This window comes from Paraburkholderia sp. DD10, from assembly GCF_049177125.1.
GTDB classification, from domain to species: domain Bacteria; phylum Pseudomonadota; class Gammaproteobacteria; order Burkholderiales; family Burkholderiaceae; genus Paraburkholderia; species Paraburkholderia terricola.
Genome location: NZ_CP185393.1, coordinates 876,341 through 897,577, shown reverse-complemented (window position 1 = coordinate 897,577; position 21,237 = coordinate 876,341). Strand labels below are relative to the sequence as shown.

General features: G+C 65.2%; 19 protein-coding genes. 13 read left to right on the top strand and 6 right to left on the bottom strand.

Annotated elements, in window-relative coordinates:
- Window positions 1–298: 298 nt before the first annotated feature.
- On the top strand, window positions 299–862 hold the full coding sequence (locus tag ACOCG7_RS19515) for a group III truncated hemoglobin (RefSeq protein ID WP_073426941.1): 564 nt from the start codon (window positions 299–301) through the stop codon (window positions 860–862).
- 18 nt (window positions 863–880) lie between these two features.
- On the opposite strand, the gene moaE is transcribed toward ACOCG7_RS19515, so the two are convergent.
- The 6 genes from moaE to ACOCG7_RS19485 form a co-directional block, all read right to left on the bottom strand.
- Complete coding sequence (gene moaE, locus ACOCG7_RS19510) at window positions 881–1,357, bottom strand: molybdopterin synthase catalytic subunit MoaE (RefSeq protein ID WP_073426802.1); 477 nt, start codon at window positions 1,355–1,357, stop codon at window positions 881–883.
- A gap of 36 nt (window positions 1,358–1,393) precedes the next feature.
- Window positions 1,394–1,651, bottom strand: a complete 258-nt coding sequence (moaD, locus tag ACOCG7_RS19505; RefSeq protein WP_073426803.1) for a molybdopterin converting factor subunit 1 — start codon at window positions 1,649–1,651, stop codon at window positions 1,394–1,396.
- A gap of 26 nt (window positions 1,652–1,677) precedes the next feature.
- Window positions 1,678–3,015: a molybdopterin molybdotransferase MoeA gene (locus tag ACOCG7_RS19500; protein ID WP_235004785.1), complete on the bottom strand. Its 1,338-nt coding sequence runs from the start codon at window positions 3,013–3,015 to the stop codon at window positions 1,678–1,680.
- 179 nt (window positions 3,016–3,194) lie between these two features.
- On the bottom strand, window positions 3,195–4,646 hold the full coding sequence (gene thrC, locus ACOCG7_RS19495) for a threonine synthase (protein WP_073426804.1): 1,452 nt from the start codon (window positions 4,644–4,646) through the stop codon (window positions 3,195–3,197).
- 8 nt (window positions 4,647–4,654) lie between these two features.
- A complete protein-coding gene (locus tag ACOCG7_RS19490) occupies window positions 4,655–5,986 on the bottom strand; it encodes a homoserine dehydrogenase (protein WP_073426805.1) in 1,332 nt (443 codons plus the stop codon).
- A gap of 74 nt (window positions 5,987–6,060) precedes the next feature.
- The gene (locus tag ACOCG7_RS19485; protein ID WP_073426806.1) at window positions 6,061–7,308 is read right to left on the bottom strand and encodes a pyridoxal phosphate-dependent aminotransferase; all 1,248 of its coding nucleotides are present in this window, start codon (window positions 7,306–7,308) and stop codon (window positions 6,061–6,063) included.
- 517 nt (window positions 7,309–7,825) lie between these two features.
- Here ACOCG7_RS19485 and ACOCG7_RS19480 point away from each other — a divergent pair.
- The 12 genes from ACOCG7_RS19480 (at window position 7,826) to ACOCG7_RS19425 (ending at window position 21,221) form a co-directional block, all read left to right on the top strand.
- Window positions 7,826–8,200 carry an Mth938-like domain-containing protein gene (locus tag ACOCG7_RS19480; protein ID WP_083083591.1) on the top strand — a complete coding sequence of 125 codons (375 nt, stop codon included), beginning with the start codon at window positions 7,826–7,828 and terminating at the stop codon, window positions 8,198–8,200.
- 400 nt (window positions 8,201–8,600) lie between these two features.
- Entirely contained in the window at window positions 8,601–10,349 is a 1,749-nt protein-coding gene (locus ACOCG7_RS19475) for a glycosyltransferase family 39 protein (protein ID WP_083083590.1), read from the top strand.
- Window positions 10,350–10,374: 25 nt separating this feature from the next.
- Entirely contained in the window at window positions 10,375–10,746 is a 372-nt protein-coding gene (locus ACOCG7_RS19470; RefSeq protein WP_073426809.1) for an SMR family transporter, read from the top strand.
- A 225-nt stretch (window positions 10,747–10,971) separates the two neighbouring features.
- Window positions 10,972–12,123 carry a DegT/DnrJ/EryC1/StrS family aminotransferase gene (locus tag ACOCG7_RS19465; RefSeq protein WP_073426810.1) on the top strand — a complete coding sequence of 384 codons (1,152 nt, stop codon included), beginning with the start codon at window positions 10,972–10,974 and terminating at the stop codon, window positions 12,121–12,123.
- A gap of 6 nt (window positions 12,124–12,129) precedes the next feature.
- Entirely contained in the window at window positions 12,130–13,170 is a 1,041-nt protein-coding gene (locus tag ACOCG7_RS19460; RefSeq protein ID WP_073426811.1) for a glycosyltransferase, read from the top strand.
- On the top strand, window positions 13,167–14,102 hold the full coding sequence (locus ACOCG7_RS19455; protein ID WP_083083589.1) for a formyltransferase: 936 nt from the start codon (window positions 13,167–13,169) through the stop codon (window positions 14,100–14,102). Before ACOCG7_RS19460 ends, ACOCG7_RS19455 begins: the two co-directional genes overlap by 4 nt.
- Window positions 14,099–15,163 carry a bifunctional UDP-4-keto-pentose/UDP-xylose synthase gene (locus ACOCG7_RS19450; RefSeq protein ID WP_073426813.1) on the top strand — a complete coding sequence of 355 codons (1,065 nt, stop codon included), beginning with the start codon at window positions 14,099–14,101 and terminating at the stop codon, window positions 15,161–15,163. Before ACOCG7_RS19455 ends, ACOCG7_RS19450 begins: the two co-directional genes overlap by 4 nt.
- Window positions 15,164–15,172: 9 nt before the next feature.
- Complete coding sequence (locus tag ACOCG7_RS19445) at window positions 15,173–16,069, top strand: polysaccharide deacetylase family protein (RefSeq protein WP_073426814.1); 897 nt, start codon at window positions 15,173–15,175, stop codon at window positions 16,067–16,069.
- Between the two features lie 150 nt (window positions 16,070–16,219).
- Window positions 16,220–16,681 carry a peroxiredoxin gene (locus tag ACOCG7_RS19440; protein WP_073426815.1) on the top strand — a complete coding sequence of 154 codons (462 nt, stop codon included), beginning with the start codon at window positions 16,220–16,222 and terminating at the stop codon, window positions 16,679–16,681.
- A gap of 338 nt (window positions 16,682–17,019) precedes the next feature.
- Window positions 17,020–18,885 carry a PhoH family protein gene (locus ACOCG7_RS19435; protein ID WP_244744209.1) on the top strand — a complete coding sequence of 622 codons (1,866 nt, stop codon included), beginning with the start codon at window positions 17,020–17,022 and terminating at the stop codon, window positions 18,883–18,885.
- Between the two features lie 204 nt (window positions 18,886–19,089).
- A complete protein-coding gene (locus tag ACOCG7_RS19430) occupies window positions 19,090–20,268 on the top strand; it encodes an NlpC/P60 family protein (RefSeq protein ID WP_073426817.1) in 1,179 nt (392 codons plus the stop codon).
- Between the two features lie 146 nt (window positions 20,269–20,414).
- Entirely contained in the window at window positions 20,415–21,221 is an 807-nt protein-coding gene (locus ACOCG7_RS19425) for an SDR family oxidoreductase (protein ID WP_073426818.1), read from the top strand.
- Window positions 21,222–21,237 lie beyond the last annotated feature (16 nt).

Genomic DNA, 21,237 nt, shown 5'->3' with positions numbered 1-21,237 from the left:
GCAGGTGCCGCGGTGAGCGCAAGCCGCGATCCGGGGATAACCGCGTGGATGCAAGGGTTGCCGGTGCCGTCGCCTGGTCATAACATGCAGGCGCTACGCATAGTTTGTTATTCTGCGCTGACGGCGCGGAGTTTGTCGTTCGGCAGTAATGGTAGCGTTTTCCGCATAAGCCGTTCGCCCGATAAGCGGAAATTGCCGATTTACTTTGTTTCGTCTGACTACGCCGCGAGCGATTCTCCGCCATTCGACGGCGCGTATGGCGGGCCGCGACGAAGCACCGCATTTTCTGGAAACCAGCATGAACCCGTCTTTCCCCGCCGCGCCGGTTGTCGAGCGCGCCGCCGAACCCACTGACGCGAATATTCGCGAACTCGTCTACGGCTTTTACGACCGCGTGCGCGCCGATCCGCTGCTGGGTCCGGTGTTCGAAGCGACGCTGGCGGGCCGCTGGGACGACCATCTGCCGAAAATGTGCACGTTCTGGGCGAGCCTCGTGCTGGGCGCGAAGCAGTACCGCGGCAACGTGCAGCAGGCGCATCAGCCGCTCGAGGGCGTCGAGCCCGAGCACTTCAGCCGCTGGCTGTATCTGTTTCTGGATACGGTCGAGTCGCGCTACCAGCCGGCCGCGGCGGTCCGCTTCATGGAACCGGCGCTGCGCATCGCGCAGAGCCTGCAACTGAGCCGCTTCGGCTGGGACTACCAGATTCCGGCGGAACAACAGGCGTTGCTGGACCGAGTGGCGCCGAAGCGTCCTCGCGACGATGGCGACGACCACGCCGCCCGCCCGCGCGGCGAGCCATTTCCCACGCGGATCATTGGCCGGGGGCGCGACGAGGGGCCCGACGAGGGGCGCGACGAATGACGCGCGCGGGCTAAGGGTTCAATCCTCGGCCTGATTGCCCGATTCGAGGCCCCAGCGGGCCAGCGCGGCGTCGTCGGTCACGCGGGCGTCGACCCAGCGCTCGCCGGCCTCGGTCTTCTCTTTCTTCCAGAACGGCGCCTGGGTCTTCAGATAGTCCATCACGAATTCGCACGACGCGAAGGCGTCCCCGCGATGCGCTGCGGTGGTCGCCACCAGCACGATCTGATCGAGCGGATAAAGCTTGCCGACGCGATGCACGATCAGCACCTCGATGCCCGGCCAACGCTCGCGTGCGCTCACGACGATCGCTTCCAGCGACTTCTCCGTCATGCCGGGGTAATGCTCCAGTTCCATCGTTTCGACCGCGCTGCCGTCGTTCAGATCGCGCACCGTGCCGACGAAACATGCGACCGCGCCGACCTTCGGATTGCGCGCGCGCAACGCGGCGACCTCGGCGCTGAGGTCGAAATCTTCCGTCTGGACTCGAACGGGCATCTCTGGCTCCTATGCGGTGAGCGGCGTTCCGGCGCGTCAGCCGCCGGTGACGGGCGGAAAGAACGCGACTTCGCAGCCCTCGGTGATACGCGTGGCGGCGCCGGTCATCACGTGGTTGCAGGCCATTCGCAGCGCGCGGCCTTCGGCGAGCGTGTCGGCCCAGATGCCGCCGCGCGCGCGCAACCACGCGCGCACGTCGCCGACGGTCGCGATGCCGTCGGGCACATCGACCGTTTCGTCGGCCGTGTCGAGCGCTTCGCGCACGCTCGCAAAATAGCGGAGTTGAATCTTCATCGGATACCGCCGGCTTTTTGCCGGCCTCAGTTCAGCAATTCGGAAAAGGGGATGAAGCGCACGGTCTCGCCGGCGCTGATCGCGTGGTTCGGCGGATTGTCGATCAGGCCGTCGCCCCAGACGGTCGAAGTCAGCACGGCCGAGCTTTGATTCGGAAACAGATCGAGGCCGCCGGCTTGATTGATGCGGGCCCGCAGGAACTCGTTGCGGCGGTCGGCCTTGCTCTGCGTGAAATCGGCGCGCAATGTCAGCGCTCGTGGCGTGACCGTCCGCACGCCGGCCAGATGCAGGATGAACGGCCGCACGAACAGCAGGAACGTGACGAAGCTGGAGACCGGGTTGCCGGGCAAGCCGATGAAAAAGGTTTCCGCTGAAGCCGATGCCGGCGTTTGCGCCGAAGCCGAAGCTGAAGCCGAAGCGGAAACCGAAGCCTGAGTCCGAGCCAACCCGCCCGCATTCTCCGGCGCCTGTCCCGCCACCCGGCGCACCGCGCCGAACGCGAGCGGCTTGCCCGGCTTCATCGCGATCTGCCACATCGCAAGGCGCCCTTCCGCCTCGACAGCCGGCTTCACGTGATCTTCCTCGCCGACCGACACGCCGCCGCAGGTCAGAATGAGGTCGTGCGCCTGCGCGGCTTCGCGCAGCGTGGCCCGCGTGGCGTCGAGCCGATCCGCGACGATGCCGTAGTCGGTCACTTCACAGCCTAGCTTTTCCAGCAACGCGCGCAGCGTGAAGCGATTCGAGTTGTAGATCGCGCCCGGCTTGAGCGGCTCGCCCGGCATGGTGAGCTCGTCGCCGGTGAAAAAAACAGCGACCTTCACGCGGCGGCGCACCTGGAGTTCGGCGCAGCCTACCGACGCCGCGAGCCCCAAGGCCTGCGGCGTGAGCCGCGTGCCTGCCGGGAGAATGATGGAACCGCTGCGGATGTCCGCGCCTTGAGCCGTGATCCATTCGCCGGGTTGGGGGCTGTGCAGGAGCGTGACTTCCTCGCCGGCGGCTTCAGCCTGTTCCTGCATCACGATGGCGTCGGCGCCCGGCGGCACCGTTGCGCCCGTGAAGATGCGCGCCGCCGTGCCCTGTTTTAACGGCTGTGGCGCGTGCCCGGCCGGGATGCGTTGGGACACCGGCAAGCGGCGGTTGCCGTGCGCCGTCAGATCCGCGGCATGGACCGCGTAGCCGTCCATTGCGCTGGTGTTCATCGGCGGCACGTCCAGCGGCGAGGTGACGTCGGCGGACAGCACGCGGTTGAGCGCTTCGAGCGTGGGGATCGTCTCGGTGCCCGCGATCGGGCTGGCGGCGCCAAGCAAGGTCGCCAACGCTTCGGCGGTGGCGAGCATCGGCGCGCGGGGCGTGGTGGTGGACATCGGTGGTTTCGAAGCCGCGGGTGAAAAGAATATTGTAGCGGTCGATGGCGGCGGCATGGGCGCCTTGGCGCGATGGCGGGGTTGTTCGGTGGTCGGCGTCCGCCGCGACGATTCGCGACGAGCGCCGTGCCTGCATCGGACGAAGCTGCGTGAGCCGCGAAGCTCACGCTCGCCGGTGCTTACTCGCCCGTGTTCGCCACGATGTAGTCCTTCACGCGCTGCGCGTCCGCCGGCAACACCTCGAAACGCTGCGGCAGCGCCTCCAGACCCGAGAACGCGGCCGGACGCTCCGGCTCGCGCAGCAGCGCTTCGCGGATCGTCTCGCCGAACTTGATCGGCTGCGCGGTTTCCAGCACGATCATCGGAATGCCCGGCTGCAAATGCTCGCGCGCCACCTTCAGGCCGTCGGCCGTGTGGGTGTCGATCATCGTGTCGTAACGCTCGAACACGTCGCGGATCGCTTCCACGCGATCGTCGTGGCTGCTGCGGCCGGAGACGAACCCGAATTCCTTCACGCGCGCGAAGTCGCCGCTCGCCGCGAGGTCGAAACCACCCTTCTCCTCGACGTCGCGGAACAGTTGCAGCACGCGCGCCGGATCGCGGCCCAGCAGATCGAACACGAAGCGCTCGAAGTTCGACGCCTTCGAAATATCCATGCTCGGGCTGCTGGTGTGATACGTCTCCACCGCCTTGCGCACGCGGTAGATACCGGTGCGGAAGAATTCGTCGAGCACGTCGTTTTCGTTCGTGGCGACCACCAGCTTTTCGATCGGCAAACCCATCATGCGCGCGATGTGACCCGCGCAGACGTTGCCGAAATTGCCCGACGGCACCGTGAACGACACGCGTTCGTCGTTCGACTTCGTCGCGGCAAAGTAGCCCTTGAAGTAGTACACGACTTGCGCGACGACGCGCGCCCAGTTGATCGAGTTGACCGTGCCGATCTTGTACTTCGCCTTGAACGCATGATCGTTCGAGACCGCTTTCACGATGTCCTGGCAATCGTCGAACACGCCTTCGACCGCGAGGTTGAAGATGTTCGGGTCTTGCAGGCTGTACATCTGCGCGGTCTGGAACGCGCTCATTTTCTTATGCGGCGACAGCATGAACACGCGAATGCCCTGCTTGCCGCGCATCGCGTATTCAGCGGCGCTGCCGGTGTCGCCCGAGGTCGCGCCGAGAATGTTCAGCGTCTCGCCGTGCTTCGCCAACGCGTACTCGAACAGGTTGCCGATCAACTGCATCGCCATGTCCTTGAACGCGAGCGTCGGACCGTTCGACAGTTCCAGCAGCGACAGCGGCGCACCGTTCTCAACGCCGAGCGTCTTCAACGGCGTGATCTGCGCGGCGCTTTCGTCGTCACGCACGTGGCAGTACGTTTCGCCCGTGTACGTCTTGCGCGTGAGCGCGCGCAGGTCTTCGGCGGGAATGTCGTCGCTGAATTTCGACAGGATCTCGAACGCGAGATCGGCATACGGCAGCGTACGCCAGCGCGTGAGTTCGTCGCCGGTCACGCGCGGGTATTCGGCGGGCAGGTACAGGCCGCCGTCTTTCGCGAGACCGCCCAGCAGGATGTCGGAAAAGGTATGGCGCTCGCCGGCTCCGGCGCCGCGCGTAGAGAGGTAGTTCATAGTTCGGCCTAGTTCAGCGCTTCCATGCGCAGCTTCGTGACTTGGGAGACGACGGTCTTCAACGCTTCGATGGTCTTGATCGCGGCGTTGACGTTCTTTTCGACCGTCTCGTGCGTGATCAGGATGATGTCGGTTTCGCCCTTGCCGTTCGCGTCGACCTGCTCCGATTCCTTCTGCAGCAGCGCGTCGATCGAAATGCCCGTGTCGGCGAGAATGCGCGTGATGTCGGCCAGCACGCCGGTCACGTCCGCGACCCGCAGGCGCAGGTAGTAGCCGCTCGTCACTTCGTCGATCGGCAGGATCGGGGTGCTCGACAGGCTGTCCGGCTGGAACGCCAGATGCGGCACGCGATGCTCGGGGTCCGCCGTGTGCAGGCGCGTCACGTCGACCAGATCGGCAACCACCGCGGACGCCGTCGGCTCCGCGCCCGCGCCCTTGCCGTAATAGAGCGTCGCGCCGACCGCATCGCCATGCACGACGACCGCGTTCATCGCGCCCTCCACATTCGCCAGCAGACGCTTCTCGGGAATCAGCGTGGGATGCACGCGCAATTCGATGCCTTTATCCGTGCGGCGCGCGATGCCGAGCAGCTTGATGCGGTAGCCGAGTTCCTCGGCGTATTTGATGTCGATCGCGGCGAGCTTGCTGATGCCTTCCACATAAGCCTTGTCGAACTGCACGGGCACGCCGAACGCGATCGCGCTCATGATCGTCGCCTTGTGCGCGGCGTCCACGCCTTCGATGTCGAAGGTCGGATCGGCTTCGGCATAGCCCAGTTCCTGCGCGGCCTTCAGCGCGGTCGCGAAGTCGAGGCCGCGGTCGCGCATTTCCGAGAGGATGTAATTCGTCGTGCCGTTGATGATGCCCGCGATGTATTGGATGCGATTGGCCGTGAGCCCTTCGCGCAGCGCCTTGATGATCGGAATGCCGCCCGCCACCGCCGCCTCGAACGCCACCATCACGCCGTTGGCGCGCGCCGCCTCGAAAATCTCCGTGCCGTGCACCGCGAGCAGCGCCTTGTTGGCCGTGACCACGTGCTTGCCGTTGTTGATCGCGCGCAGCACGAGGTCGCGCGCGACGCCCGTGCCGCCGATCATTTCCGCCACGATGGCGATCGAGGGATCGTCCACCACCGCGTTGAAGTCGTCGGTCAACGCCACCGTGCCGGCCGCGCCGCCGAGCGCCGCGCTCGCCTTGGCGGGATTGCGCACGGCAATGCGCGCGATCTCGATGCCGCGGCCCGCGCGGCGTTTGATTTCTTCCTGATTGCGGCGCAGTACCGTGAAGGTGCCGCTGCCTACCGTGCCGAAGCCCAGCAGTCCAACTTTGATCGGTTCCATGCAGCGTGTGTTTTCGAGTAGGTGATTAAAAGGAAACGGGTGCCGGCGCGGCGCGCCATGCGCATTATTGTGCGCTAGGCCGTGTGACGTTTGCGGTAACCGTCGAGAAAGCGCGCGATCCGGTTGATCGAGTCCGCGAGATCGTCGACGTTCGGCAGGAACACGACGCGGAAGTGATCCGGCGTTTTCCAGTTGAAGCCGGTGCCCTGCACGAGCAGCACGCGCTCTTCCAGCAGAAGATCGAGGATGAACTGCTGGTCGTCCTGGATCGGATAGATCTTCGGGTCGAGGCGCGGGAACATGTACAGCGCGGCTTCGGGCTTTACGCAGCTCACGCCGGGAATCGCCGTCAACATGTCATACGCGAGTTGGCGCTGTTTGTACAGGCGCCCGCTCGGCACGATCAGGTCGTTGATGCTCTGATAGCCGCCGAGCGCGGTCTGGATCGCGTACTGGCCGGGCACGTTCGGGCACAGGCGCATGGACGCGAGAATGCCGAGCCCTTCGAAGTAGTCTTTCGCGTGGCGGCGGTTCTCGCCGGTCAGGCCCGAGATGAACATCCAGCCGGCGCGGTAGCCGCAGGAGCGGTAGCTCTTCGAGAGGCTGTTGAACGTGACGGTGAGCACGTCTTCGGAGAGCGCCGCGACCGACGTATGCACCTTGCCGTCGTAGACGATCTTGTCGTAGACCTCGTCGGCGAAGATGACGAGGCCGTGCTGGCGGGCGATCTCGATCAGGCCGAGCAGCAGTTCGTCCGAATACAGCGCGCCGGTGGGGTTGTTCGGGTTGATGACGACGAGCGCGCGCGTGTTCGGCGTGATCTTCGCGCGGATGTCGTCGAGGTCGGGCATCCAGCCGTTCGACTCGTCGCAGATGTAATGCACCGGCGTGCCGCCCGACAGGCTCACGCCGGCGGTCCACAGCGGATAGTCGGGCGCGGGCAGCAGCACTTCGTCGCCGTCGTTCAGCAGCCCCTGCAGCGCCATCACGATCAGTTCGGAGGCGCCGTTGCCGATGTAGATGTCGTCCAGCTCGACGCCGTGCACGCCCTTTTGCTGCGTGTAATGCATGATCGCCTTGCGCGCGGCGAACACACCCTTGGAGTCCGAATAGCCGGACGAGCCCGGCAGGTTCAGGATCATGTCCTGAATGATTTCATCGGGCGCCTCGAAGCCGAACGGCGCGAGATTGCCGATGTTCAGCTTGATGATGCGGTGGCCCTCTTCTTCGAGCCGCTTCGCATGTTCGAGGACGGGCCCGCGAATGTCGTAGCAGACATTCAACAACTTGTTGGATTTGAGAATCGGTTTCACGGCGGGCACTTCATCCTGGTTAATGAGCCTGGGGGCGAACAAGCGGAGGCGGCGACGCCGGGCCGGGCAAGTTCGCCGATATGGGACGTCGGGCGCGGCGCGCCCGGCGACGACCGTCAGACGCGGATCGGCCGCCTTTTCGGCCGGGTGGCGCCCGCGGGGGTTGCGCCGATGCGCCGGCAAAACACCGGCAAAACACCGGCAAACAGACGAGAACCCGACGAAATACGGACGAACAGCGGAGCAAAAACCGAGGCAGGTAGCCGGTTGGCCGCGCCCGTGTGCTCAGCGCAGCTTGTGACGGCGCCTGAGACGGCACTTGAGCGGGGGCGCCGCCAGGCGGCTAAAAAGTTATAATTTAGCGGATTTGGGCCGACTTCCGCAATGCGCCAGGCGCAACGGCAAGGCTTTTCGGCCGCTTCTGTCACGTTCGCATCTTCCATTCGCGTCGACTCGCCCTCGCCCGGCTGCGTCCGGTCAGGCCGCTAACACGCATGATGTCTCACGACGACTTCGGAAAACCGATTTGAAATTACATCAGGACGCAAGCGGCGCCCTCAACACCGTCACCGGTTACGGCGCCGACTATGTCGAAATCAATCTGGTGCGCCATTCGGGCAGCCTTCTCGTGCTGCCGGAGGCGCCTGTCATCCCCTGGCCCGTGTCCTCGTTCGACCAGTTGAGCGCCGAGCACTTCGCCATGCTGGTGGATTCCGCGCCCGAAGTGGTGGTGTTCGGCAGCGGCGAGCGGCTGCGCTTCCCGCATCCGCGCCTGACCGCCGCGCTGACCGCCAAACGCATCGGCGTGGAAACGATGGACTTCAAGGCCGCCTGCCGCACCTACAACATCCTGATGGCCGAAGGCCGCAAAGTCGCGGCGGCGTTGCTGATCGAAGCTTAGCGACGCCTGCGTCAGCGCCTCGTCGTTCGTGGCATCGTGATGCCGGCACGCGCCGCCATGCGCGATATCCAACGCGTTCCGGGCGGCCGAACGGCCTCGTCGCCCTGGCCGCGTCACGGCCGATAACGTACACTGCTGCGCCATCGGTGGCGTGCCGGCGCCCAGAGCAGGGCCCTGACCCGCGTGAGCGCCGTGCACTGGCACAGCCGATGAGGCGCTGACCGCCGCGGGAACCCAGCGCTTCTCCGGTAGCCGGCGAGCCGCCCAGGCGGCCCGCGGCGCTTCATGCAGCCGCTCCCGCAGCCGTCTCGCGGACAGTCGGCCCCGGCATCGCCGATCGCCATTTCCAAACAACATCGCGTCGCCGCGCATGCGGCGTCGCCAAAAAGGTTGAGATTCCATGAACGATACGCCGTCGAGGCTAGCGCTCAATCGCACCACGATCCTGCTGCTGGTGCTGACCCTCGCCGTGATCTGGTTCGTGCCGCTCGGCTGGCGCCATCTGCTGCCGAGCGACGAAGGCCGCTACGCCGAAATGGCGCGCGAGATGTTCGTCACCGGCGACTGGATCACGCCGCGCTACAACGGCTACAAATACTTCGAGAAGCCGCCGCTGCAAACCTGGATGAACGCGCTCACGTTCGCGTGGTTCGGCGTCGGCGAATGGCAGGCGCGGCTCTATACCGCGCTGACCGGCTTCGCCGGCGTGCTGCTGATCGGCTTCACCGGCGCGCGGGTGTTCAACGCGGCGACCGGCGTGTTCGCGGCGATCGTGCTGGCGACTTCGCCGTACTGGAACCTGATGGGCCACTTCAACACGCTCGACATGGGCCTGTCGTTCTGGATGGAGCTGACGCTGTGCGCGCTGCTGCTCGCGCAGCGCCCCAATCTGCCGACCGCCCACACGCGGGCATGGATGTGGGTCTGCTGGGGCGCGATGGCGCTCGCCGTGCTCTCCAAGGGTCTTGTCGGCGTGATCCTGCCGGGCGCGGTGCTCGTGCTGTATACGCTGATCGCCCGCGACTGGGCGATGTGGAAGCGCCTGCACCTGATCGGCGGCCTGATCGTGTTCTTCGCGATCGTCGCGCCGTGGTTCGTGCTGGTGCAGCAGCGCAATCCGGAATTCCTCAACTTCTTTTTCATCGTTCAGCAGTTCAGGCGCTACCTGACGCCCGAACAGAACCGCCCCGGAGCCTTCTACTACTTCGTGCCGGTGCTGCTGGTGGGCTTTCTGCCGTGGCTTTCGATCACGGTGCAGAGCGTGCGCCACGCATGGCGCCTGCCGCGCCAGCCGAACGGCTTCGCCCCGGTGACGATGATGCTGGTGTGGACAGCGTTCATCTTCCTGTTCTTCAGCGCGTCGCATTCCAAACTGCTGTCCTACACGCTGCCGATCGCCCCGCCGATCGCGCTGGTGATCGGCATGTATCTGCCGCTCGTCACGCGTGACCAGTTGCGCCGCCATCTGGCCGGCTATGCGCTCTTTCTTGTGGCGGCCGCGTTTGCCGCGCTGTTTTTGTCGCGCTTCGGCAGCGAGCGCAATCCGGCCGAGCTGTACGCCGAATACCGCGGCTGGGTGCTGGCGGCGCTCGCCGTCGCGTTCGTGCTGACGCTCGCCGCGCTGTGGCTGAACCGCCGCAGCCGGGCCGGCAGCCTTGGCACGATCGTGACCTTCGCCACGGCGTGGCTGTTGCTCGGCACGATCGCCGGCACCGGTCACGACGTGTTCGGCCGGCTGAGTTCCGGCGCGCAGCTCGCGCCCGCGATCAAGGCCGAGATGGCGAAGTTGCCGGCGGATACGCCGTTCTATTCGGTCGGCGTGCTCGATCACACGTTGCCGTTCTACATCGGGCACACCACGATCATGGTCGAGCATCCCGACGAACTGGCGTTCGGGATATCCGTCGAGCCGCACAAGTGGCTGCCGTCGATCGACGCCTGGATCGAGCGCTGGAAGGCCGAGCGCTACGCGCTCGCGCTGATCCCGCCGCCGATCTACGACCGGCTTCTGAAGCAAGGCCTGCCGATGCAGGTGATCGCCCGCGATTCGCGCCGGGTGGTGGTGGCGAAGCCGCCGGCGGCGTCCGCTGGAGCGGCGCCCACCCCGGCGCCGAATGCCGCGGCGCCGGTGGAAAAACCGCAACAATGACCCCATATCAGGATCAGACCGTTCGATGAACCCGATTTCCCTCTTTTGCATCCTTGCCGGCGTGACGTTGAACGCCGGCGCGCAATTGCTGCTCAAAGCCGGAACCAATGCCGTTGGACACTTCGAATTCAGCCGTGCGAACATCCTGCCCATCGCCTTTCGTCTCGCGACCCAGCCGCCGATCATCGGCGGGCTCGCCTGCTATGTGATCAGCGTGGTCGTCTGGGTGGTGGGACTGTCGCGGGTGGACGTGTCGATCGCCTATCCGATGCTGTCGCTCGGCTACGTCGTCAACGCGTTCGCGGCGTGGTATCTGTTCGGCGAGGTGATGTCGGTGCAAAAGCTGGTGGGCATCGGCATCATTCTGATCGGTGTGGTGGTGCTGGCGCGCAGCTAGGTTGCCGGCAACGCGGCCCGGCCGGGCTCCGCGAACTCGCGGCGCTGCCGTGGCGGGAATGCGTGGCACAAAATACCGTAAGCCGGGCGTCACGCCGGCCAAGAAAAATGTAAGGTTGACCGCGTTATGCTGTGCGGTTACCGCCCTTTTTAGCCGCCACCCTGGATTTGCGCAGTCGTGCTTTTCGCGTTTTCAGGCTGCGCCCTTTCATCGAGCCATGCATTCATGACCCAGTCAACACTCCCGTTCCTGCCGTTCGTCAAACCCGAGATCGATGAAGAAACGATCCAGGGCGTCGCCGACGTGCTCCGCTCCGGCTGGATCACCACCGGTCCGCAGAATCAGAAGTTCGAGGCGGCGCTTTCCGAATTTTGCGGCGGCCGTCCGGTGCGCACGTTCAACTCGGGCACGGCGACGCTCGAAATCGGGCTGCGCATCGCCGGCGTGGGCGAAGGCGACGAAGTCATCACCACGCCCGCCTCGTGGGTCTCGACCAGCAACGTGATCTACGAAACCGGCGCGACGCCGGTGTTCGCCGACATCGATCCGATCACGCGCAACATCGACCTCGATCTGCTGGAAAAGGCCATCACGCCGCGCACCAAGGCGATCATTCCGGTGTATCTGTCGGGCCTGCCGGTCGACATGGACCGCCTCTACGGCATCGCGCGCGCCCACAAGCTGCGCGTGGTCGAGGACGCGGCCCAGGCATTCGGCTCGACGTGGAAAGGCGAGCGCATCGGCAAGCTCGGCGACATGGTCTCGTTCAGCTTTCACGCGAACAAGAACCTGACCACCATCGAAGGCGGCGCGCTCGTGCTGAACAACGAGGAAGAAGCGGTCCTCGCGCAAAAGTACCGTCTGCAAGGCATCACCCGCACCGGCTTCGACGGCATGGATTGCGACGTGCTGGGCGGCAAGTACAACCTGACCGACGTCGCCGCGCGCGTCGGCCTCGGGCAGTTGCCGCATCTGGAGCGCTTTCTCGCGCAGCGCCGCAAACTCGTCCGCGCGTATTTCGCCGGGTTCGAAGGCGGCGCGGCGGTCAAGCTCGGCGTCGGCCTGCCGTTCGCGGACTTCGAGAACAGCAACTGGCACATGTTCCAGATCACGCTGCCGCTCGACCAACTCTCGATCGACCGCGCCGGTTTCATGGGACAGTTGAAGGAGCGCGGCATCGGCTCGGGCGTGCACTATCCGGCGATCCACCTGTTCTCGCTGTACCGGGCGCGCGGCTTCAAGGAAGGGATGTTCCCGCACGCGGAGCGCTTCGGCGCGACCAACGTCACGCTGCCGCTCTTCACGCTGATGAACGAAGGCGACGTGGCGCGGGTCTGCCGCGCGGTCAATGAAATTTGCGAACAATACGGAAAATAAGCGGAAATGATTTATACGGAACAACGCGCCGTCACGCCGGAAGTGTCGATCATCATTCCGGTGTACAACGAGGAAGCCGGGCTGGCCGCGCTATTCGCGCGCCTCTACCCGGCGCTCGATGCGCTCGGCACGTCGTATGAAGTGATCTTCATCAACGACGGCAGCCGCGACAAATCCGCTGCTCTCCTCGCCGAGCAGTTCCGCGCGCGGCCCGACACGAGCCGCGTGATCCTGCTGAACGGCAACTACGGTCAGCACATGGCGATTCTGGCGGGCTTCGAGCAGTCGCGCGGCGAGATCGTCATCACGCTCGACGCCGACTTGCAAAACCCGCCCGAGGAAATCGGCAAGCTGGTCAACAAGATGCGCGAAGGCTTCGACTACGTCGGCACGATTCGCCTGCAACGCCAGGACAGTTTGTGGCGCCGCAAGGCCTCGCGCGCGATGAACCGCCTGCGCGAGCGCATCACGCGCATCAAGATGACCGACCAGGGCTGCATGCTGCGCGCGTACAGCCGTCACATCATCGACACGATCAATCGCTGCGGCGAGATCAACACGTTCATTCCGGCGCTCGCGTATACCTTCGCGCAGAATCCGGTGGAAATCGAAGTCGCGCACGAAGAGCGTTTCGCCGGCGAATCGAAGTACTCGCTGTATTCGCTGATCCGCCTGAATTTCGACCTCGTCACCGGCTTTTCGGTGGTGCCGCTGCAGTGGCTGTCGTTCATCGGCGTGATCCTGTCGCTCGGGTCCGCGGCGCTCTTCGTGCTGCTGCTGATTCGCCGCTTCATCATCGGCGCGGAAGTGCAAGGTGTGTTCACGCTGTTCGCCATCACCTTCTTCCTGCTCGGCGTGATCATCTTCGCGCTGGGGCTGCTCGGCGAATACATCGGCCGGATCTATCAGCAGGTGCGCGCGCGTCCGCGCTATCTGGTGCAGACCATTCTCGAGCAGCGCGACGGCGCCGCCGTGAGCGAGGCGCCGCGTCAAACGGTCGTGCAGGCCGTGCAATCGGCGCCAGTCAATCAGGGACCCAATCCATGAAACCGCGCGCCGTCGTATTCGCGTATCACAACGTCGGCGTGCGCTGCCTGCAGGTGCTGCTCGCGCGCGGCGTCGAAGTGGCGCTGGTCGTCACGCACGAAGACAGCCCGAGCGAAAACATCTGGTTCGGCAGCGTCGCAACGGTGGCGGCCGAGCACGGCATTCCGGTCGTGACGCCGGCGGATCCGAAGAGCCCGGAACTGCGCGCCGCGGTGAGCGCCGCGCGGCCGGACTTCATCTTCTCGTTCTACTATCGCCACATGTTGCCGGTCGACCTGCTCGCGCTCGCCGCGCGCGGCGCCTACAACATGCACGGCTCGCTGTTGCCGAAATACCGCGGCCGCGTGCCGACCAACTGGGCGGTGATCCACGGTGAAACCGAGACCGGCGCGACGCTGCATGAAATGGCCGCGAAGCCCGACGCCGGCGCGATCATTGCGCAAACGCCCGTGCCGATCCTGCCCGACGACACCGCCGCGCAAGTATTCGACAAGGTCACGGTCGCCGCCGAGCAAACGCTGTGGCGTGTACTGCCGGCGCTGCTGGCGGGGGAAGCGCCGCATCTGCCGAACGATCTGTCGCAAGGCAGTTATTACGGCGGACGCAAGCCGGAAGACGGCCGCATCGACTGGACGCAGCCCGCGCAGCAGGTCTACAACCTGATCCGCGCGGTCGCGCCGCCCTATCCCGGCGCTTTCACCGACCTCGGCGGGCGGCGTTTCATCGTCGCTCGCGCGCGTCTGGCCGTGCCGGGCGCGCTCCGCTCGGATTTGCCCCCTGGCCTGCACGTAAGCGATAATGCCGTTTTCGCGATATGCGGCGACGGTCGCGCAATCGCCATCCACGAATTGCGGCACCAGCACGACGGCCACGAAACCGTTCTCACGCCGGCCGAATTCGCCCAGCTCATCCAAACTCCCCGTCACTCATGAAAACCGAAGGTTTCGCCAAAAAAGTCCTGATTCTGGGTGTGAACGGCTTCATCGGCCATCACCTGTCCAAACGCATTCTCGAAACCACCGATTGGGAAGTCTTCGGGATGGACATGCAAACCGAGCGTCTGGGCGACCTCCTCAATCATGAGCGGATGCACTTCTTCGAAGGCGACATCACGATCAACAAGGAGTGGGTCGAGTATCACATCAAGAAGTGCGATGTGATCCTGCCGCTGGTCGCGATCGCCACGCCCGCCACCTACGTGAAGCAGCCGCTGCGCGTGTTCGAGCTCGATTTCGAGGCGAACCTGCCGATCGTGCGTTCGGCCGTCAAGTACGGCAAGCACCTCGTGTTTCCGTCCACGTCCGAGGTCTACGGCATGTGCGCGGACGAGCAGTTCGATCCCGAAGAATCGCAACTGTCGTATGGCCCGATCAACAAGCCGCGCTGGATCTACGCGTGCTCGAAGCAGTTGATGGACCGCGTGATCTGGGGTTACGGCATGGAGGGCCTCAACTTCACGCTGTTCCGTCCGTTCAACTGGATCGGCCCGGGACTCGACTCGATCTACACGCCGAAGGAAGGCAGCTCGCGCGTGGTCACGCAGTTCCTCGGCCATATCGTGCGCGGCGAGAACATCAGTCTCGTGGACGGCGGCGCGCAAAAGCGCGCGTTCACGGATATCGACGACGGCATCGGCGCGCTGATGAAGATCATCGAGAACAAGAACCGGGTGGCGACGGGCAAGATCTACAACATCGGCAACCCGACCAACAACTTCTCCGTGCGCGAGCTCGCGCACAAGATGCTGACGCTGGCCGCCGAATTCCCGGAGTACGCCGAGACCGCGAAGAAAGTGCAACTGGTCGAGACATCGTCGGGCGCGTACTACGGCGCGGGCTACCAGGACGTGCAGAACCGCGTGCCGAAGATCGACAACACGATGCAGGAACTCAACTGGGCGCCCAAGTCGACCTTCGACGAAGCGCTGCGCAAGATTTTCGAAGCGTATCGCGGCCACGTCGCGGAAGCACGCGCGCTCGTCGAACAGCAATAAGGCCGATCCTTGGCTCGTATCGTCCTGAAGATCGACGTCGACACGCTGCGCGGCACTCGCGAAGGCGTGCCGAATCTCGCGCGCATCTTCGACCGCTTCAAGGCGCGCGCCACGTTCCTCTTCAGCCTCGGGCCCGATCACACCGGTTGGGCGATGCGCCGCGTGTTGCGGCCGGGCTTTCTGAAGAAGGTGTCGCGCACCTCGGTGGTCGAGCACTACGGCATCCGGCAACTGATGTACGGCGTGCTGCTGCCCGGTCCCGACATCGGCGCGCGGGCGTCGGCGGAAATGCGCGCGATTCATGAAGCCGGCTTCGAATGCGGCATTCATACGTGGGATCACGTGTACTGGCAGGACAACGTGCGTTCGAAAGACCGCGCGTGGACCGCGGCGCAAATGCAGAAAAGCCACGACCGTTTCATCGAGGTGTTCGGCACGCCGCCCGTCACGCACGGCGCGGCCGGCTGGCAGATGAACGGCCACGCATTCGAACAGATCGACGCCTGGGGCATGCGCTACGCGTCCGACGGTCGCGGCCATTCGCCGTATCTGCCGGTGGTGGGCGGCAAGACGCTTGCACACGTGCAGATGCCCACCACGCTGCCCACGCTCGACGAAGTGCTCGGCGTGGACGGCGTCGACGAGCACAACGTCGCCGCATGGATGTTGAAGCATACCGAGAACAATCCGCACGATCAGGTGTTCACGCTGCACGCGGAACTCGAAGGGCAAAAGCTCGCCCCGATTTTCGAGCAGCTGCTGGACGGCTGGCGCGCGCAAGGCCATACCTTTGCGACCATGGGTGATTACCACGCCACGCTAGACCGCGGCACGCTGCCCACGTACCCTGTCACGTGGGGCGAAATTCCAGGCCGCTCCGGCGAGTTGATCGTCCAGCCCTCCTGACTGGCCGACCAGCAGCCGGCTCCGACGACCCTGAGCGCCGCGCGAAAACGTGCCCGCGCCGCGGTTCACTTTCCCCCACAAGCATCGATGCCAGGCCGACGCCGCCAGCAATCATCCATTCGGCGCCGGCCATAACAACCGGAGAACCTCGTGCCCATCGCAGTCGACCAACCCATCCCCGACTTCACCGCCCCCGCTACCGGCGGCGAGATCACGCTGTCCAAGCTGCGGGGCAAGAAGGTGGTGCTGTATTTTTATCCGAAGGACAACACGCCGGGCTGCACGACCGAAGGTCTGCAATTCCGCGATCTGTATCCGAAGTTCAAGAAGGCCGGCGCCGAAATTCTCGGCGTGTCGCGCGACAGCCTGCGCTCGCATGACAACTTCAAGGCCAAGCTCGAACTGCCCTTCCCGCTGATCTCGGACCCTGAAGAAACGCTGTGCGCGCTCTTCAACGTCATCAAAATGAAGAAAATGTATGGCAAGGAAGTACGGGGAATCGAGCGCTCGACGTTCCTGATCGACGCTGAAGGCGTGCTGCGCCAGGAGTGGCGCGGCGTGAAGGTGCCAGGGCATGTCGACGACATTCTGGAAGCTGTACAAGCGCTGTGAGGCGCGTTATATTGGGCCGCAATGAGTGCCTGTCCACCCCATTCCTTCCGCGGCTGTGCCGGACTTGACAGTGGTCTTGTCGAAGTCGTGAGGCGCAACGCGATGACCGTAGGCGAGCCGCTTGCCCCGTACGCCGGGGCGGCGGCTTTTTTAATTGCGCGCGGCCGTTCGTTCACTCGGCCGCGCGTTTCCGTTAAGGAGCCGATCGAAGACCAGGCGAACCGGCATCTCTAGACCGAATGCGCGCCTCCGGGCGCAAACTGCGTGCGCACTCACGCGCACCGGCAGAATGCGACAGGCGGCGCACGATATGTGACCCGACTTTTTCGAGGGAAACCATGCCTTTGCCTACCCCCCCCAGCAAGCTCGGCAATCTCCTGCCGCCTGACGAATACAAGGCCAAGGCCGCCACGCCGGCGCGCTCCGCCGCGAAGAAACAGGCTGGCGACGGGGACAACGCGGAGCCGGCCGATTACGGCCGCGCCAATGTCGCCACGCCGATGGCGCATGCCGCCAATGCCGCGACCACCTTGCGGCCCGTGCCGGCGTCGCCGGCTGCCCCTGCTTCGTCCGCCGCAGCCGCGCAAGCCGCGCCGGCGCCCGGCCGGAAATCGCGGCAGAAGGCCGCGTTGCTGCAACCGGTTCCCGCCGCTCGTCCGCAGGCGGAGCCGGCTGCACCCGCGGCCGAAGCACAGCCGGTCGTCGCGCGCGCGCCGAGCGCGAAACAGCCTGCCGCGAGCGCGCCCGCCGTCACGGCGCCAGGCACGCGCGGCACCGGCAAGAAGCGCGGCGCCGCCACCGGCACGCTCGAAATGCAGAAGCTCTTCGTGCTCGACACGAACGTGCTGATGCACGATCCAAGCTGCCTGTTCCGTTTCGAGGAGCACGACGTCTATCTGCCGATGATGACGTTGGAAGAGCTCGACAACCACAAAAAGGGCATGTCGGAAGTCGCGCGCAACGCTCGCCAGGTGAGCCGCACGCTGGACGCGCTGGTGGCGAACGCCGGCAACATGTCCGACGGCATTTCGCTGGCGCGTCTGGGCAGCCGCGAGGCGTCCGGGCGTCTGTATTTCCAGACCAAGCTCACCGCCATCGAGCCGGTCGAAGGCCTGCCGGAAGGCAAGGCCGACAATCAGATTCTCGGCGTCGTGCGAGCGTTGCAGCGCGACCGGATGGACCGTCAGGTCGTGCTGGTGTCGAAAGACATCAACATGCGCATCAAGGCGCATGCGCTCGGCCTGCCCGCCGAGGATTACTTCAACGACCAGGTGCTCGAGGACAGCGATCTGCTGTACTCCGGCATCCGTGCGCTGCCGCAGGATTTCTGGACCAGGCACGCGAAGGGCATGGAGAGCTGGCAGGACACGAAAACCGGCACCACCTATTACCGTGTGACGGGGCCGCTGTGCGCCTCGATGCTGGTCAACGAGTTCGTTTATCTGGAACCGCAGAACGGCGAGCCGACGTTTCATGCGCTGGTGCGCGAACTGAACGGCAAGACGGCGCTGCTGCAGACCCTGCGCGATTACGGTCATCATAAGAACAACGTGTGGGGCATCACCGCGCGCAACCGCGAGCAGAACTTCGCACTCAACCTGTTGATGAATCCGGAAATCGACTTCGTCACGCTGCTGGGTCAGGCGGGCACCGGCAAGACGCTGGTCGCGCTCGCGGCCGGTCTCGCGCAGGTGCTCGACGACAAGCGCTACAACGAGATCATCGTGACGCGCGCGACGGTGCCGGTCGGCGAAGACATCGGCTTTCTGCCGGGTACGGAAGAGGAAAAGATGCAGCCGTGGATGGGCGCATTCGACGACAACCTCGAAGTCCTGCAGAAAACCGACGATGCCGCCGGCGAATGGGGCCGCGCCGCGACTCAGGAACTGATCCGCTCGCGCCTGAAGGTCAAGAGCATGAACTTCATGCGCGGCCGCACGTTCGTGGACAAGTATCTGATCATCGACGAGGCGCAGAACCTGACGCCGAAGCAGATGAAGACGCTGGTCACGCGCGCGGGTCCGGGCACCAAGATCATCTGTCTCGGCAATATCGCGCAGATCGACACGCCTTACCTGACGGAAGGCAGTTCGGGGTTGACCTATGTGGTCGACCGCTTCAAGGGCTGGGCGCACAGCGGCCACGTGACGCTGGCGCGCGGCGAACGCTCCCGTCTCGCCGACTACGCGTCGGAAATTCTTTAAGTTTCAGCGCATTGGCGTGACATCCAAGCCGCGTCCGGAGCATTCCGGACGCGGCTTTTTCATGCGCCGCGCGTTCGGTTCTGGCCACACTTAGCGCACGAACTTCAAGTAATTTATCAGGAATTCTTGCCGCAGCCATGCAGTGCGGGCTACCATCCCGACATCGTTTGCCATTAAACGAGCGTTTACCGCTCGGTCGTCCTCATGCGCCGACTCGCCTTTTCGCTGCTGACCGTTGTGCTGCTCGCCGCCTGTGCCGGCGCGCCGCAGAAGACGTCGCGCGGGTCGGGTTCGTCGGTGGCGGTCGCGAATGGCGCTTACCGCGCGCCGCCCCCGGGCTTTCCGAATTTCGTCGATCACAGCGTGGGCCGCGAGGAAATCTCGATCCAGGCGATGAGTCTCGTCGGCATCCCCTACCGTTGGGGCGGCAATACGCCGGATAGCGGCTTCGATTGCAGCGGCCTGGTTCGCTACGTGGTCGCGCGCGCCGCATCGGTGAATCTGCCGCGGACCACCGCCGACATGAGCGGGCGCGGCGAATCGATCGAGCCGGACGGAATCGCGCCGGGGGACCTGATTTTCTTCAATACGACGGGGCGCGCGCACTCGCACGTCGGCATCTACGTCGGCAAGCTGCGCTTCGTCAATGCGCCGTCGACGGGCGGCACCGTGCGGCTCGATTACCTGACCAATCCGTATTGGGCCAAGCGCTTCGACGGTATTCGTCGCGTGGCCGCGCCGGCCGCGAAACCGACCCCGTTCGATACGCCGAACTATCAAGCCTCGGCGCCGCAGCCCGAGCGCGTCGTGCCGGGCGAGTCGATGGCGTCGACGGGCCCGGCGGCCGCGCCGGCGAAGGCAACGCAGACTTCACCGGCTTACGCGGCCGGCGCCACCGCGCCGCAACAGGCGAGCCGCATCGCGACGGCGTCTCGTGCTCCATCGAGCGCGGGCGCTCAATCGGCCGCCGCAGTCGTGACAGCAGCGCCAGCGCCGCAAGCTGACGCGTTCGAACCGCCGCCGCCCGGCATGAGCGCCGCGCAGATCCAGGCGCGAGCGGCAGGCGCGGTATCCCCGGCGGCTGTTCCCGCGGCTCAAGCCGGTGTCTACGACGCCGCCGGGGGCTCCGCGACTCAATCGGCGACCACCGCAAGCACTGGCCAGCAGACATCGGGCAGCCGGACGCCTGACCCGATCGACGCCGCCGCCGATGCGTTCGAACCGCCGCCGCCCGCTTCGGTGGCCGCCCGCCAGGCCCAGCAAGCGGGTGCCGATGGCGGCGACGTACAGATCATGCGCGCCTCGACGGCCTCGCGCGGCACCCCCGCTCCTTCGCAAACCAACGACGACCCCATCGCCCGTTTCGCTAACGGCAACTTCTAAGGGGCTGCTCAGTTCGGCTGTGCGTCCCGCAATCGGAGGAGAGCCGAGCACCATGCACAGCGCGCCGCACCACGAGCCAACGCATCACGCCCCGCGCGCCGATCTGCTATCGTCACCGATATTTCTTCCGACAGCGGGTGGTAACAATGGACCTCGGGCTCAAAGACAAGGTGGTGTTGATCACGGGCGGCAGCAAGGGAATCGGGCTTGCCTGCGCCCGTGCATTCGCGCTGGAGGGCGCCAGAGTCGCGATCGTCTCGCGCGACCCCGCCAATCTGGCGCGCGCTTACGAGCAGTTGAAACAGGAGGGTCTGCACGTGCACCGCACCCGCGCCGATCTGCACGAGCCGCACAGCGCCGCCGATATCGTCGAGGAAGTCAGCGCCGCGGTTGGCCCGATCGACGTACTGATCAACAGCGCGGGCGCCGCCCGCCGCTATGACCCGGAAACGCTCGACGCCGACGCGTTCCGCGCCACCATGGAAGCGAAGTATTTCCCCTACATCTATCCGCAGCAGGAAGTGTTGCGCCGCATGGCCGAGCGCGTGAAAACCGGCAGCGGCGCGGCGCCCGGCACGATCGTCAACATCATCGGCATGGGCGGCAAGGTTCCCAGCGATATCCATATCGCCGGCGGCGCCGCGAATGCCGCGCTGATGCTCGCGACTGTCGGCCTCGCTCACTATTACGCGCGCTACGGCATCCGCATCAACGCGATCAACCCCGGCTCCACGCTGACCGAACGCGTCGAGGAAGCGGTCAACCTGGAGGCGACGCAGCAGGGCATCGAGAACACGGAGGCGCTCGCGCGCGGCCAGGCGAAAGTGCCGCTCGGACGCTTTGCGAAGCCGGAAGAAATCGCCGACGTCGCGCTGTTTCTGGCGAGCCGCCGCGCGAGCTATGTGACAGGCGCGATCGTCCCGATGGACGGAGCCAGCGCGCCGCTGATCTGAACGGCGCGCTTCAAAG

Coding starts and splice junctions, on each gene's coding strand:
- ACOCG7_RS19515 (WP_073426941.1), top strand. CDS start 299: ATGAACCCGTCTTTCCCCGCCGCGCCGGTTGTCGAGCGCGCCGCCGAA.
- moaE (WP_073426802.1), bottom strand. CDS start 1,357: ATGCCCGTTCGAGTCCAGACGGAAGATTTCGACCTCAGCGCCGAGGTC.
- moaD (WP_073426803.1), bottom strand. CDS start 1,651: ATGAAGATTCAACTCCGCTATTTTGCGAGCGTGCGCGAAGCGCTCGAC.
- ACOCG7_RS19500 (WP_235004785.1), bottom strand. CDS start 3,015: ATGTCCACCACCACGCCCCGCGCGCCGATGCTCGCCACCGCCGAAGCG.
- thrC (WP_073426804.1), bottom strand. CDS start 4,646: ATGAACTACCTCTCTACGCGCGGCGCCGGAGCCGGCGAGCGCCATACC.
- ACOCG7_RS19490 (WP_073426805.1), bottom strand. CDS start 5,986: ATGGAACCGATCAAAGTTGGACTGCTGGGCTTCGGCACGGTAGGCAGC.
- ACOCG7_RS19475 (WP_083083590.1), top strand. CDS start 8,601: ATGAACGATACGCCGTCGAGGCTAGCGCTCAATCGCACCACGATCCTG.
- ACOCG7_RS19470 (WP_073426809.1), top strand. CDS start 10,375: ATGAACCCGATTTCCCTCTTTTGCATCCTTGCCGGCGTGACGTTGAAC.
- ACOCG7_RS19465 (WP_073426810.1), top strand. CDS start 10,972: ATGACCCAGTCAACACTCCCGTTCCTGCCGTTCGTCAAACCCGAGATC.
- ACOCG7_RS19460 (WP_073426811.1), top strand. CDS start 12,130: ATGATTTATACGGAACAACGCGCCGTCACGCCGGAAGTGTCGATCATC.
- ACOCG7_RS19455 (WP_083083589.1), top strand. CDS start 13,167: ATGAAACCGCGCGCCGTCGTATTCGCGTATCACAACGTCGGCGTGCGC.
- ACOCG7_RS19450 (WP_073426813.1), top strand. CDS start 14,099: ATGAAAACCGAAGGTTTCGCCAAAAAAGTCCTGATTCTGGGTGTGAAC.
- ACOCG7_RS19435 (WP_244744209.1), top strand. CDS start 17,020: ATGCCTTTGCCTACCCCCCCCAGCAAGCTCGGCAATCTCCTGCCGCCT.
- ACOCG7_RS19430 (WP_073426817.1), top strand. CDS start 19,090: ATGCGCCGACTCGCCTTTTCGCTGCTGACCGTTGTGCTGCTCGCCGCC.
- ACOCG7_RS19425 (WP_073426818.1), top strand. CDS start 20,415: ATGGACCTCGGGCTCAAAGACAAGGTGGTGTTGATCACGGGCGGCAGC.